The sequence below is a fragment of the Micromonospora sp. SL1-18 genome, from assembly GCF_047921505.1.
Classification (GTDB): Bacteria; Actinomycetota; Actinomycetes; order Mycobacteriales; family Micromonosporaceae; genus Micromonospora.
Window position 1 is genome coordinate 1 of sequence record NZ_JBLROA010000107.1, and the last position, 11,983, is coordinate 11,983.

Here is an 11,983-nt window from a genome sequence, read left to right on the forward strand (position 1 = left end):
AGCCAATAGCCAATAGCCAATTGTCCGGTCTCGGGACCTGCGTGACACATCGGTATCAGGACCTGCGTGACAGGGCGCTACGCTGCGCAGGATCTTGTGTGGTGCGCTCATCGACTTCAACGGTGGCCGTCCTCCGATGAGAGGGTGACGTGGGCACGTTCGGAACCGGACCGTTCAGCAGCGACGGTGCCCTGGACTTCCTCGAAGAACTCGCCGAACGGCCGCCAGAGCAGCATCTCGACGCGCTCCGGCACATGTTCACCTACGTCCTGGCCAACCGCGGCCTTCTCTGGCGAGAGTTCTTCCCTGACCAGGTCGTCGCGGCGGCAGCACTCGTGGCCGCCGCTCTTCCCGGCGGCGAGCACCTACAACACCGCCTGGCGGAACTGTCTGACGAGACAGACATGGCGATGTTGCCCGCGTCAGCGTCGGATCTCGCCGCGCCCGCGCTGGAAGCGTTGCTCTTTGTCGCCGGCCCCGACGGGCCGTGGCATCAGGGGTGGACCACCGAAGCAAACCGACTCGACGCTCAGCGGACCATCGATGAGCTCATTGCCATCCTTCGGGGGCCGATCTAGCCGGACGTGTCACCCAGGTCCCGAGACTGATCTGTCACGGAGGTCCTGAGACCCGACACGCCAATAGCCAATTGCCGGCAATCCGACACCTGGTAGACCTGGCATTACGTCTCGTAGATGCTTGTAACTCTCGACAGAAGGGCTTGCAGCATGCTCGACCCAACAACTACGGCTATCATCACCGGCGCTGCTGGGAACGTCGTTGCCTACATGGTCACCGGCCGGATTGATGAGCTTCGCGGCTGGGTGGCACGCGTGTTCCGACGCGGAAGTGAGGATCAACGCCGAATTTCCCTAGCAGCGCTTGAGGAAGACAGAGTCGCCTTGGCTCAGGGCCAAGCGTCTGAGTCCGAGGTGAAGAGTCGCTGGATCGCTACGCTTGCCGCTTGCTTCGTCTCCGATCCCGAAGTTCGTGCCGAGATTGCCGCAATGGCCTCGGCGGGTGAGTCCATCAGGAAATCGGTCAGGATCGGAAGTCAGCACAACCATGGCTCAGGCACCTTCATCGGCGGCGACAACTTTGGCCGCATCGGCAGACCCGAATAGTGGGCAGAGTTGACTACAACCCTCTCAGAGCCAGATGGCCCGCGCGAACAACATAATCACTCGAACGGCCTTTTCGTTGGTGGCAACAATTACGGCACCATTGAGATGGTTGACGAGAAGACAAAGTCCGCGCTGCGCAAGCTATCCAAGGATGCACCCCAGCTCGGCAACCTGCTAAGCAGGGCACTCGAAGACGGGGTGATCTCTCCAGGAACGGTTCTTGCGCTCGAAACGGCTGCTCGCAGCATCAACGAAGATGTAACAGCGGCCTTGTGGACAGCAAGTCGAAACATTAACGAAGACGTGGCCGGCTGGCTGCTCGACGCAAGCAGAGGCATCAACGAAAACGTCGCAGGCATGTTCTTGCATGCCGCTCAAGAAGTTCGCGAGTCGGCCCAATCCATTACTGAAGCCACTCGTCAGCTTCAATCATTCAGATTTCCTGCCGCCGCGAGCCCAGTTCCCGCCATCCAAAACGTTCAGCCTGCTAGAGATCAGTATTTGCGCACGGTCACGACTAGTCTCATGCAGAAGGTGGATCGGATTGAACGATCGGTAGGCTCGACGCAAGCGATGATCTTCGCTGCGGGATTCGTCCTTGGTGTCTTTGCCACGATACTGGTCGCACTCGCCGTGTGACCCGCCGCTACTACAGGCTCTGCTCGATCATCTGCCCGGTCTGGCGGACAAACGTCGTCAGAAGTATCCTAGCGGCGTGGAGCTTACCAGCATTGAGAGGGCCGAGCACAGCGCCGAGCTGAAGCTAGCGGCTGCACTGCCTCGCAGATGGCAACACGTGCAAGCTGTAGCCCGGAAAGCGTCCAGCCTCGCCATGTTTGTGCCTAGGCCTGAAAGGGATCTACTGATTGCGGCAGCATGGCTCCATGATATTGGTTACGCGCCTGATCTTGTTGACACGGGATTCCATTCTCTCGATGGCGCTCGATGGCTCCTTCGTCAAGGGTTTGGCATCCGCCTTTCTTCACTCGTTGCACATCACTCGTGTGCCTCTTATGAGGCAGATGAGCGAGGTCTCGGCTCGGCACTTGCGGCGGAATTTGACCGGGAGGAAAGCCCAACATCTGACGCGCTCTGGTACGCTGACATGACCACGGGCCCTGATGGCCAAAACTTCAGCGCGACGCAACGTCTGGCCGAGATTCGGTTTCGATATGGGCCAGATGATTTGGTTACCCGATTCTGGAGGAAAGCTGAGCCGGAGTTGATGAAGGCAATTCAGCGCACAGAAGAGCGAATGGCCGCTCAACCGATATAGGGAGTCTGGTGCTCGAACCCATGGCCAATGCGTAGTCGCATTGACGGATGGATCGGAAGACCATCAAGCTTGTCCTGCTCTACCCACTGGACAGCTGATGATTCGTCGCTGGTCGTGGGCTCGCCGCTGATGTATCTGCCACGAAAGCAGATCGAAAACTGCTGGCGCACCTCGCCGTCGCTGTACTCGACCAAATGGTTCGGGTTGGTGTAGATGCCGACCACGCCGGTCACCTCGATCTCGACGCCGGCCTCCTCACGCGTCTCCCGTACGGCCGTCTCGGCGATGTACTCGCCGAAGTCCTGAGCGCCGCCGGGTAGTGCCCAGAGGCCGTTGTCGGTGCGCTGGATGAGCAGCACCCGTCCGTGCTCGTCCTGGACGAAGACGGTGACTGCCACGACGATGCTGTTCGGCTTCGGGGCGTTCGGGTTGTTGAAGTGCTCGATCCGGGCCATGCCTATAGCCTCTCACTGCTGGCGGCTCAGTGCTCAGGCCAGACAGCCCGCTTCTTCCCAAGTGCCTGCTTGAAGCTGGCGAGGTAGTTGTCGAACAATTCCCCGCCGCCGATGCGGCGCAGGTGCAGCACCGGAGCGTAGGCCGCCGGCGTGCCGTAGAGGTGGGTGTTGACCAGCATCTCGTCGTCGAAGCGGTAGATGGAGTTGTAGAGGATCGTGTCGTGGTAGTAGATCCCGACGTTGTCCAGGTCCCGCAGGTCCTTGTAGAAGGCAAGCGCGTTCAGGATCTTGCTGGACATCGCGTGGCCGATGCCCTCGTCGTCGCCGCGCTCGGCGATGTGCTTGCCTTCCGGGTCGCCGAATAGCAACTCCACCTGGGCGCCGGCGAGTGCCTTCTCGCGCAGCGTCGGCACCCATCGGTGGTTGAACTCGGGCAGGAACAACCCCCCGTAGACCAGGACGCCGACCTGCCGGGTGGCCTTCTCCAATAGCTGCTGCCAGAGATCGGTCGGCACGGCCCCGCGGCGCGGGTAGATGTGGACGACCTCCGACTGGCTGACCTGCACCGCTCGCTGCGTCGGCAGAGCATCCGGCCAGAGGTACGACTCACTCTCGTCCAGCAACTCCGCAATGGAGTGGCGGTAACGCGGGTACGGGTTCCGGCTCTGGGTGACCCACCGCTCGACGGTCTTCGGATCGACCCCGAGCTGGTCCGCGAGAGTGGCCGGCGTCAGGCCCTTCTTGAGCATCCCATTGCGTAGGCGGTCGTTCGGCATCGCGACTCCTGGTTCGCTGGACGACGGGGGACGACTTGGAGGGACGACTAATCCTACCAAGGACGTCCCTAGTCGTCCATGTCTCGTGGTGAACTCGTCACTGCCGATCGACGCACTCTGATTGCACAAGAGCTGCCGTCCAGAGAGGACGTCTTTGGCCCACCGATACGGGCTCAGCTCACGAGATGAAGGAGTCAGTCATGGGACGTCTGCTGCTGGACACCTCGCGGGTGTCGTACGAGGTGTCGGTGAACCCGGTGCCGAAGCTGGACCAGAACGGTCAGCAGAAGTTCGACCGGGAGACGAAGAACCCGATGTGGACGGTGCACCTCTACGCCCTCTCCGAGGGGAGCGCGGAGGTCATCAACGTGACGGTGGTCAACCCGGTGATGCCGCCGGTGACCGTGCGTCAGCCGGTGCTTCCGGTGGACCTGGAGGCGTTGCCCTGGGTCAACGACCGGGACGGCAAGGTCCGTTCGGGTGTGGCGTTCCGGGCCTCGGGCCTGAACCCGCTGGACACCGCCGCCGCCTAGCGGCGGGCGTGTCGATCGGCTCCACAGAAGCGAAGTGGTGGACCCGGGGTCGCCGTTGATTGGCGTCGTCTGCGACCCCGCGTCCTGTCCCAACAAATCCGGTCCCTACATGGGGAGGACTTGTCGTGTCCAAGTCTACGTCGCGGTCCCGGTTCGGCTGGTCGAACCGTGGGGGCAACGTCACTGTCATCGAAGCTCCGGTCGCCCGTTCCTACCGTCGTCGGGCCACCATCGCCTTCTGGGTCACCCTCAGCGTGATCGGCCTCCTGGCCGCCACGGTGGCCTCGCACTACCTGCACCCGATCCTGGGTGCGCTGCTCGGCGGGTTCATCGGTGTCGCGCTCGGCGCGGTCGTGTTCGCGCTGGTCGTGGCGTGGCCGGTTCTGCGGGTGTTCTGGCACTGGCTGACCGAGATCGCGCTCGGCCTGCTCGCCGTCTACGGCTGGATCGCGGTGATGCAGTCCACCTCGCTGGTGGTGTCGCTGCTCATCGTCGCCCTGGTCGTCGGCGTCCCGGCCGCGATCGCCCCGATCCGCCGGCGGATCCTCGCCTGGTTCTGGTGTGTGGTCGTCAGGCACCGGCTGCGGATGTGCTTCGCGGCGTTCATCGCCACCAACCGCTCCGGTTCGCTGCCGCTGATCCTGCTCGCCCGGTCGACCCCGGCCGGCGAGCGAGTCTGGGTGTGGCTGCGGCCCGGCCTGTCCCTGCGCGACCTGGAACAGGACGGCCAGGTGCAGAAGCTCGCCGTGGCGTGCTGGGCCAACGAGGTCCGCGTCATGCGCGCCTCCCGCAAGTACGCGGCGATGATCCGTGTGGACATCACCCGCCGCGAGCCACTGGCGCACACGATCGTGTCCCCGCTGCCGGACTACGTCCCCACCGACGTGCCGGCCAACGCTCCCACCTCACCGGGCATGCCGCCTGTCGGCCTCGACCTGCCCGACGTGCCGGACAAGCCGGTCACCGCACCGACCGAAACCCCCCGGCCGCGCAAACCGCGCAACCCCACCACCACGACGAGCCCGAGCGACGGGTTCGACCCCTCCGACTACGCCTGATCGGGACGGCGCGGGCCAAGCACCCCTGACGGGGCCCGGCGTCCGCGCCTCTCCCAATCCCCCCACCCGCCTTTGACACGTACGTGTCAACCGATCCTCGGGAGCCCTCATGGACACCACGAGCCCTCTGGGAATCCACACCACCGCCAGCGACCCGCACGACTGCGTGCCGGTCGCGTCGGTCCTGTCGATCTTCGATCCGGTGTTCCTCGGCATCGACGAGTTCGGTCAGGCCGTGTACCTGCCGATGATCTACCGGAACATCCTCATCGGTGGCGAGCCCGGCGCGGGCAAGTCGTCGCTGTTGAACACGATCGTCGGTCACGCCGCTCTGTGCCCGGACGTGCGGCTGTGCCTGCTAGACGGCAAGCAGGTCGAGCTGGGTCTGTGGGAGGACGCCTGCGACGTGTTCGTCGGCCCAGACCTCGCCCACGCGATCCGCACGCTTCGCCGGGTGCAGACGGTGATGGACAACCGGTACACGTTCCTCAAGGCCCGCCGTCGCCGGAAGATCGGCCGCAACGATGTGTTCGGTCAGATCCTCGTCGCCTGCGACGAGATCGCCTACTTCTCCGCCACCGCCGGGGACAAGAAGGACCAGGAGCTGTTCGCCGCGCTGCTGCGCGACATCGTGGCCCGTGGCCGCGCCGTCGGCATCATCGTGGCCGCCGCGACTCAGCGTCCGTCGTCGGACATCATCCCGACCTCGCTGCGGGACATCTTCGCCTGGCGCTTCGCCGGCCGCTGCACCACCGACGTGTCCTCCGACATCGTGCTCGGGCACGGCTGGGCCGCCCGCGGCTTCTCCTCCAACACCATCGACCCCAATAACCAGGGCGCCGGCTACCTCATCTCCGAGGGCGGCATCCCTGCCCTGGTCAAGGCCGCCTACATGACCGACGCCGACATCATCCGCGTCGCGGACTACGCGGCCTGGACCCGCCGGCAAAGCGGCCTCGTCACTCCCGCCGAGCGGTACGCCACCGCCTACACCAACAAGGCCGCCGCATGAACACCACCGCCGCGACTTCAACGCGAGTCCTGGACCTGGTGCTCGTCGGCACCGGCGAGGACATCGCCGCACTCACCACCATCACCCGCCACGCGGGCGCACTCGTCTTCCGATCCCCACCCACTGCCACCGACGACGGCCGGCAACGGGTGTTCCTCCGGCTCCACCTGCACCACCGATAGAAGACGGTCGACGGCCCGGACCAAGCCCTGGAAAGCGAACCCGGACCGCCGACCCAACCACCGCCCACGAAAGGACGTGGCCGCCATGAACCCTACCCAAAAACCACTCGACAACTCCGGCGCGCTGGCCGACCTGACCCCGGCCGTCATCCTGCGCTGCGCCGCCCGCTACCTCGAAATCCGAGGCTGGACCCAAGGCGTCTACTACAGCGACCAGGCCGGCATGTTCCCGCCCGCCTGCGCCATCGGCGCGATCGGCATGGCCGCCCACGGCGTGCTCACCGACGGTCCGGAAAACCACGGCCCGAACGTCCGCGACTGCAACAAGGCCGTCGACTACCTCTCCGCCTACCTCCACGACCACGGCCACATCAACCTCGACCTCGGCGACTGGAACAACGACGGCGACCCGACCCTGCCGTACAGCACTGGCGACTGGAACGACCGCCACGACCGAACCATCGAGCAGGTCATCACCACCCTCCGCGCTGCCGCTGACGACTACGACTGGACCCACGCCAGCGAGGACGACCTCGAAACCTACGCCGATGCCTGCGTGTGGGCGGAAAAGCACCCCACCCGTGAGGGCTACCTCTCCTGGCTCGATGCCCGATGACTCCCCGAGTCCGCGCACTCATCACCGCCAGCGCAATCAGCGCCGCCGCGACCGCCGGCTACCTCACCGCCCGCCACAGCCTGCGGGCCGAACTGCTCACCGTCCGGCACGCGGCCACCCACGACCCGCTGACCGGCATCCACAACCGCGCCGGCCTCTCGGCCGCCGCCGACACCCTGATCACCACCGCCCACACCACCGGCCGGCCGGTCGTTGTCGTCCTGGTCGACCTCGTGGGTTTCAAGAAGGTCAACGACACCCACGGCCACGACGCCGGGGACCACATCCTCACCGTCGTCGCCAACCGGCTGACCGGCATCGCCGGCCCCGCCGGCCTCACCGCCCGCCTCGGCGGTGACGAGTTCGCCGTCATCACCACCGGCCCCGCCACGCGTCGCGACGCGGAAACCTGGCTGGCCGACTGGCTCACCCACATCCACGCCCGGCTGACCACGCCGGTCAACCACGACGGCCGGCACCTGGCCGTCGGCGCGACCTTCGGCGCGGTCCTGGCCGACCCCGGCCATCCCGCCGCCGTGTGGCTGCACCGCGCTGACCTCGCCATGTACGCCGCCCGCGCCGGGCGACGGACGACCGCTGTCTTCACGGACACCACCGACACCCCCGCCGACCTGCGGGCGACCGATCGGCCCCGTGACCTGGCCCGTCCCACCAGTCCTCTCGCCGCCGCCCCGACCACCCGGAGGGCCGCATGACCACCGCCATCGACATCACCAAAGTGACACGTACGTGTCAAAACGACATCTCCACCGCCGCGCTTATCAGCGTCCTCGAAGCCGCCTGGGCCGCCATCCGCGAGCGGCACCCCGAGGTGCCCGCCGCCGTCATCGTCGTCGGCTCCGGCTCCCCCACCAAGCCCAACCAGGGCATGAAGTGGGGCCACTTCGCCGCGCTGCGCTGGCAGGCCGGGGACAACCAGCTCCCCGAAATCCTCATCTCCGGTGAGGGCCTGTCCCGCGAGCCCGAGGCCGTCTTCACCACGCTGCTGCACGAAGCAACCCACGCCCTGGCCGACGTCCGGGGCATTCAGGACACCTCCCGTCAGGGCCGCTGGCACAACAAGAAGTTCGCCACCCTGGCCGCCGAACTCGGCTTGTCCACCACCAAGGACGACAAGCTCGGCTACTCGCCCTGCACCCTGACCGACATCACCCGCGCCCGCTACCGGGCCACCATCGCCGGCCTCGCTGAGGCGCTGCGGTTCTACCGCCACCCCGAACCGACCGGGGAAGGCAAATCCCGCACGAACAACAACAACGGCGTCTCGTGCGAGTGCGAGTGCCCCCGCAAGCTGCGCATCTCCACAGCGGCCTTCGAGGAAGGCCCGATCGTCTGCGCGGTCTGCTCGGCAGCGTTCCTGCCCGAGGACATCGACCGCGACACCTACGAACACCCCACCTTCGCCACCGGCACCCCGGCCGGCGACGGCCAGGACGACGGCGACGACTCGGAGGACGACCCGATGGTCTTCTACGACCCCACCGGCGAACGCTTCGGCCTGCCGACCTACCCCTTCAAGCTCGCCCCCGACGGGCTGCTGACCCGACGTCAGCTCCGCGCCCGCGAGCTGCGCCCCGGCGGCCAGGACCCCGCCGCGCAAATCCTCTGGCGTCGCGGTAAGCGTGTCGCCTACCTCTTCCGTCTCGACCTCGCGGTGCCCAAGCGCACCGCCACTCCCGCCCAACAGGCGGCCATCACCAAGGCGCTCACCGCGCGGCGTACCTGCCCCACCTGCGGCCAGGTCAAGCCCTACTACATCCCGCGCTCGCTCGGCGAGTGCCTCGACTGCACCCCTGAGGTGACCCGATGACCACACCCAAACCCTCGATCACCGCACGACTCCAGGACGGCGTCCTGATCCTCATCGTGCTGCTCGTCGGCGTCATGGCCGGCGCAGCCTCCTTCAACCACGTCCACGACTGGACCATCAGCAACAGCCCCACCGACACCGCCGACTGGTTCGGCTGGGCCAACGCCGTCATCACCGAACTCATCCCGATCGCCGCAATGATCGTCATCATCCGCCGCCGCAAGACCAACGGCCACATCGGCTACCCGATGTTCCTGCTCATCGCCGCCGTCGGACTATCGCTGACCGCACAGTTGGCCGTCGCCAAGCCGACCGTCTTCGGCTGGATGGTCTCCGCGCTGCCCGCGCTGGCCTTCTTCGCCCTGTCCAAGCTCGTCTTCACCGCAACCCGGCCCACCAACCCTGTCCCGGCACCCGTGCCGGCCACCTCCGCCCCGGCGTCGTCACCCGACACCACCGCCGACGCGAAGGTCAGCCCGGCCGCCGCGACCATCACGGCCACTCAACCCGCCACCGAAGCAACCCCGATTCTCGAACCCGGCATCCCGGCGAAGAAGATCCCCGCGCCCGCAGCACCGACGACCACCCCGACCGAGGACACCCCGGCCCTGGTGACACCGCCAGCCGTACCGGCGGTCACCCCGACTGTCACGACGCCGGCCGCGCCGGCTCCGGCGCTGCTGTCCAATGCCCGCATCGTGGCCACCGCGCACGAGAAGGCCCACGGTGAGCCCATCACCGCTGGCCAGCTCGCAGTGCGACTGCGTGTCCCGACGCCGACGGCCGCAGACATCCTGACCGCCCTCAACAACCCGACCGTCAACAACCACCAGCACAACGGCACCCCCGTCGGGACCAACGCCTGATCTCGACGCTGCCTCTCGCGCCCGAAACCCCTCAAAAGGTTTCGGGCACGGGGGACGCCGCCGAAACACCTCGACGGCACCACTGGAAGGAGACCGCAATGCCACGCGACCCCATCTACGGCGAAGCCCCCACCAACGACCGCGAGGTCGCCCTCTGGCAAGACATCTTCACCACCACTGCGGCCCAGGACGGCAGCTACCTGCCGCTGATGACCCGCATCCTGCACCAATCCATCAACGAAATCTGGTTCCAGCACCAGCCGGCAACCTGCGGCCTGGCCGAGGACTGCTACATCTGCGACGCGATCCACACCGCAGCGAGGACCCTCGCCGCACACGACCGCATCCAGGCCAACAACAGCACCGAGGCCACCGCCTGATGACGGCATCGACGCTGCCTCTCGCGCCCGAAACCACCACGGTTTCGGGCACGGGAGCCTACGCCGACGCAGACACCGGCTACTGGCCCTGGGCTGCCCCCACCACCGAACCCCGCGACCTCGTCGCCGACGGCTGGGTACGCGGCCACGACCCCCGCACCGTCGCCACCGGCCGCGCCCGCGCCCAAGACCCCGACTACCCCGAATGGCTGGGCCACGTCCGCGCCGCCTCAGCGTGCAAGCACCCAATCCGGCTGGCGGGGCAGATCCACGTCAACGACGCCGACGGCAACCGCATGGCCACCGTCGACACCGAGGACATGCCCGACGGCGCGATCTACACCCCCTGCGGCAACCGCCGCGCCTCCGTCTGCCCGTCCTGCGCCGAGGTCTACCGCCGCGATACCTACCACCTGATCAAGGCTGGCCTACAGGGCGACCGGTGGGGCCTGCCGCCCCTGCACGAGCACATCGCCATCTTCCTGACCGCCACCGCCCCCTCCTTCGGCCCCGTGCACCACCGGGTGGTGAAGGTCCACGCCGCGGACTGCCGCAAGAAGGACGGCTGCACCTGCCGTGCCTCGGTGTGCCACCCGTTCGGCCGCGTCTGCCCTCACGGTGTGGAGCTGTGCTGCGGGCAGCGACACAAGGCCAATGACGCGCACCTGGGACAGCCGCTGTGCCTGGACTGCTACGACCACGCCGGCCAAGTCGTCTGGAACCACGAAGCACCCGAGCTGTGGCGCCGCACCATCCAACAAGTCGACCGCGAGTTGCGCCGCCTCGGCCGCGCCCACGGCGTCGAGCTACGCCGCCGCTACATCAAGGTCTACGAATTCCAGGTACGCGGCGTCATCCACTACCACGCGCTGATCCGCCTCGACGGCCACAACCCCGACTGCCCCGGCGCGATCGTCCCACCCCCACGGGTCATCACTCGGGACATGTTCGAGGACGCAGCGCGGGCAGCATTTGTCAAGACCTCCTACACCTCCGCCCCACACCCGGCCAACGGCGGGCAGGGCTGGCACATCGCATGGGGCGACAAAGGCCTGGACGTGAAACACGTCAACGCCCCCGGCGGTGAAGTCAACCTCGCCCAGATCACCGGCTACATCGCCAAATACGTCACCAAGAGCACCGAGGTAACCGGGCTGAACCTGCGCCGCGTCGACGAACTCAGCGTCGAAGTCCACGGCGACCCGGCAACGCACCTCGGCCGGCTCATCCGCGCCTGCTGGGACCTCGGCGAGCACCCCGACTACCACCGGCTGCGGCGTTGGGCGCACCAGTTCGGCTACGGCGGTCACATCACCACCAAGAGCCGCGCCTTCTCCGCCACCCTCGGCTTCATCCGCCTGCAGCGCACCATCTGGCGACGCACCGAGGGCTACCCCCACGCCTGGGACGACGAACAGACCGAGCGCGTCATCTACGAACTCGGCTACCACGCCACCGGCTGGATCACCACCGGAGACGCCCTGCTCGCCAACACCGCCGCCGCCATGGCGCGCGCCCGACACCAAGCCGGCATCGACGCCCTAGCCGACGAGCTGGCCACGCAGCGATCCACCGCCCGGCCTGCCGCCGCTTGACACGTACGTGTCAACAAGCGCAATCCCGTTCTTTGACAACTCCACAGAGGAAAACGACATGCCGCACCGGCCCACCTGGAAGGAGCACGTCATGCCCACACGTCCCCGCCCCCTGGTCGCGGTCCGCCTCATCGGCCCGGCCGCCACCGTCAAGGCCCACGCCGCGACCATCGCCGCCCAGCTCGCCGCCTACCACGGCCGAGAGCGCATCACCTGCCGCACCAGCACCCACCCCGCCCGCTACAGCGGCGAAAGCCGCGCCTACATCACCATCACCCC

17 protein-coding genes are annotated in these 11,983 nt (G+C 66.8%); 15 read left to right on the top strand and 2 right to left on the bottom strand.

What is annotated here, in order from left to right:
• Positions 1 to 149: 149 nt before the first annotated feature.
• The 4 genes from ACNAW0_RS28650 (at position 150) to ACNAW0_RS28665 (ending at position 2,400) form a co-directional block, all read left to right on the top strand.
• Complete coding sequence (locus tag ACNAW0_RS28650) at positions 150 to 578, top strand: DUF4259 domain-containing protein (protein ID WP_416291149.1); 429 nt, start codon at positions 150 to 152, stop codon at positions 576 to 578.
• A gap of 150 nt (positions 579 to 728) precedes the next feature.
• A complete protein-coding gene (locus ACNAW0_RS28655; protein WP_416291150.1) occupies positions 729 to 1,124 on the top strand; it encodes a hypothetical protein in 396 nt (131 codons plus the stop codon).
• 9 nt (positions 1,125 to 1,133) lie between these two features.
• Positions 1,134 to 1,763, top strand: a complete 630-nt coding sequence (locus tag ACNAW0_RS28660) for a hypothetical protein (RefSeq protein WP_416291151.1) — start codon at positions 1,134 to 1,136, stop codon at positions 1,761 to 1,763.
• Between the two features lie 157 nt (positions 1,764 to 1,920).
• Positions 1,921 to 2,400: an HD domain-containing protein gene (locus ACNAW0_RS28665; protein ID WP_416291165.1), complete on the top strand. Its 480-nt coding sequence runs from the start codon at positions 1,921 to 1,923 to the stop codon at positions 2,398 to 2,400.
• Here ACNAW0_RS28665 and ACNAW0_RS28670 read toward each other — a convergent pair.
• Together ACNAW0_RS28670 and ACNAW0_RS28675 are read right to left on the bottom strand one after the other, a co-directional pair.
• Entirely contained in the window at positions 2,388 to 2,855 is a 468-nt protein-coding gene (locus tag ACNAW0_RS28670; protein ID WP_416291153.1) for an NUDIX hydrolase, read from the bottom strand. The genes ACNAW0_RS28665 and ACNAW0_RS28670 overlap by 13 nt on opposite strands.
• A 26-nt stretch (positions 2,856 to 2,881) precedes the next feature.
• The gene (locus tag ACNAW0_RS28675; RefSeq protein ID WP_416291154.1) at positions 2,882 to 3,631 is read right to left on the bottom strand and encodes a helix-turn-helix domain-containing protein; all 750 of its coding nucleotides are present in this window, start codon (positions 3,629 to 3,631) and stop codon (positions 2,882 to 2,884) included.
• A 200-nt stretch (positions 3,632 to 3,831) separates the two neighbouring features.
• On the opposite strand from ACNAW0_RS28675, the gene ACNAW0_RS28680 reads away from it, so the two are divergent.
• From ACNAW0_RS28680 to ACNAW0_RS28730, 11 genes are all read left to right on the top strand, one after another.
• Positions 3,832 to 4,164 (top strand): hypothetical protein, encoded by a 333-nt coding sequence (locus ACNAW0_RS28680; protein ID WP_416291155.1) that lies wholly within the window; start codon positions 3,832 to 3,834, stop codon positions 4,162 to 4,164.
• 125 nt (positions 4,165 to 4,289) lie between these two features.
• The gene (locus tag ACNAW0_RS28685) at positions 4,290 to 5,222 is read left to right on the top strand and encodes a hypothetical protein (protein ID WP_416291156.1); all 933 of its coding nucleotides are present in this window, start codon (positions 4,290 to 4,292) and stop codon (positions 5,220 to 5,222) included.
• 109 nt (positions 5,223 to 5,331) lie between these two features.
• Entirely contained in the window at positions 5,332 to 6,234 is a 903-nt protein-coding gene (locus ACNAW0_RS28690; RefSeq protein WP_416291157.1) for an FtsK/SpoIIIE domain-containing protein, read from the top strand.
• Positions 6,231 to 6,416: a hypothetical protein gene (locus ACNAW0_RS28695; protein ID WP_416291158.1), complete on the top strand. Its 186-nt coding sequence runs from the start codon at positions 6,231 to 6,233 to the stop codon at positions 6,414 to 6,416. The genes ACNAW0_RS28690 and ACNAW0_RS28695 overlap by 4 nt, the downstream gene beginning before the upstream one ends.
• Before the next feature lie 85 nt (positions 6,417 to 6,501).
• Entirely contained in the window at positions 6,502 to 7,032 is a 531-nt protein-coding gene (locus ACNAW0_RS28700; RefSeq protein WP_416291159.1) for a hypothetical protein, read from the top strand.
• Positions 7,029 to 7,748, top strand: coding sequence for a diguanylate cyclase domain-containing protein (locus ACNAW0_RS28705; RefSeq protein WP_416291160.1), 720 nt, complete (start codon positions 7,029 to 7,031; stop codon positions 7,746 to 7,748). Before ACNAW0_RS28700 ends, ACNAW0_RS28705 begins: the two co-directional genes overlap by 4 nt.
• A gap of 767 nt (positions 7,749 to 8,515) precedes the next feature.
• On the top strand, positions 8,516 to 8,863 hold the full coding sequence (locus ACNAW0_RS28710) for an RRQRL motif-containing zinc-binding protein (protein WP_416291166.1): 348 nt from the start codon (positions 8,516 to 8,518) through the stop codon (positions 8,861 to 8,863).
• Complete coding sequence (locus ACNAW0_RS28715) at positions 8,860 to 9,729, top strand: hypothetical protein (protein ID WP_416291161.1); 870 nt, start codon at positions 8,860 to 8,862, stop codon at positions 9,727 to 9,729. The genes ACNAW0_RS28710 and ACNAW0_RS28715 overlap by 4 nt, the downstream gene beginning before the upstream one ends.
• 98 nt (positions 9,730 to 9,827) lie before the next feature.
• Complete coding sequence (locus tag ACNAW0_RS28720) at positions 9,828 to 10,109, top strand: hypothetical protein (RefSeq protein WP_416291162.1); 282 nt, start codon at positions 9,828 to 9,830, stop codon at positions 10,107 to 10,109.
• Complete coding sequence (locus tag ACNAW0_RS28725) at positions 10,109 to 11,704, top strand: replication initiator (protein WP_416291163.1); 1,596 nt, start codon at positions 10,109 to 10,111, stop codon at positions 11,702 to 11,704. The genes ACNAW0_RS28720 and ACNAW0_RS28725 overlap by 1 nt, the downstream gene beginning before the upstream one ends.
• Positions 11,705 to 11,795: 91 nt before the next feature.
• Positions 11,796 to 11,983, top strand: a 188-nt coding sequence (locus ACNAW0_RS28730) for a hypothetical protein (RefSeq protein WP_416291164.1), incomplete at its 3' end; no start/stop codon positions are given.

Coding starts and splice junctions, on each gene's coding strand:
- ACNAW0_RS28680 (WP_416291155.1), top strand. CDS start 3,832: ATGGGACGTCTGCTGCTGGACACCTCGCGGGTGTCGTACGAGGTGTCG.
- ACNAW0_RS28695 (WP_416291158.1), top strand. CDS start 6,231: ATGAACACCACCGCCGCGACTTCAACGCGAGTCCTGGACCTGGTGCTC.
- ACNAW0_RS28715 (WP_416291161.1), top strand. CDS start 8,860: ATGACCACACCCAAACCCTCGATCACCGCACGACTCCAGGACGGCGTC.
- ACNAW0_RS28655 (WP_416291150.1), top strand. CDS start 729: ATGCTCGACCCAACAACTACGGCTATCATCACCGGCGCTGCTGGGAAC.
- ACNAW0_RS28725 (WP_416291163.1), top strand. CDS start 10,109: ATGACGGCATCGACGCTGCCTCTCGCGCCCGAAACCACCACGGTTTCG.
- ACNAW0_RS28720 (WP_416291162.1), top strand. CDS start 9,828: ATGCCACGCGACCCCATCTACGGCGAAGCCCCCACCAACGACCGCGAG.
- ACNAW0_RS28670 (WP_416291153.1), bottom strand. CDS start 2,855: ATGGCCCGGATCGAGCACTTCAACAACCCGAACGCCCCGAAGCCGAAC.
- ACNAW0_RS28705 (WP_416291160.1), top strand. CDS start 7,029: ATGACTCCCCGAGTCCGCGCACTCATCACCGCCAGCGCAATCAGCGCC.
- ACNAW0_RS28690 (WP_416291157.1), top strand. CDS start 5,332: ATGGACACCACGAGCCCTCTGGGAATCCACACCACCGCCAGCGACCCG.
- ACNAW0_RS28675 (WP_416291154.1), bottom strand. CDS start 3,631: ATGCCGAACGACCGCCTACGCAATGGGATGCTCAAGAAGGGCCTGACG.
- ACNAW0_RS28700 (WP_416291159.1), top strand. CDS start 6,502: ATGAACCCTACCCAAAAACCACTCGACAACTCCGGCGCGCTGGCCGAC.
- ACNAW0_RS28710 (WP_416291166.1), top strand. CDS start 8,516: ATGGTCTTCTACGACCCCACCGGCGAACGCTTCGGCCTGCCGACCTAC.